A 208-nucleotide genomic window follows, 5' to 3' on the forward strand; every position below is an offset into this window, starting at 1 on the left:
GTTTCAGAAGGGCCTGTCGATGGCCGATTTCCAAGCGCAGTACGGGACCGAAGCGAAGTGCCGCCGGGCACTGTACCGGTCGCGCTGGCCGAAGGGGTTCCGCTGTCCGGCGTGCGGCGATCGACGACGTTCGACGTTCCGCCGTGGTGGTCAGCCGTACTACCAGTGCCGTGCCTGCGCGCACCAGACCACCTTGTTGAGCGGGACG

1 protein-coding gene is annotated in these 208 nt (G+C 66.8%); it reads left to right on the forward strand.

Going from position 1 to position 208, the window contains the following annotated elements; all coding sequences use genetic code 11:
* On the forward strand, window positions 1–208 hold a 208-nt coding region (locus tag ACH65_RS19350; protein ID WP_161805638.1), incomplete at both ends, for a transposase.

The sequence above is a fragment of the Frateuria defendens genome (genome assembly GCF_001182895.1).
GTDB classification, from domain to species: domain Bacteria; phylum Pseudomonadota; class Gammaproteobacteria; order Xanthomonadales; family Rhodanobacteraceae; genus Frateuria_B; species Frateuria_B defendens.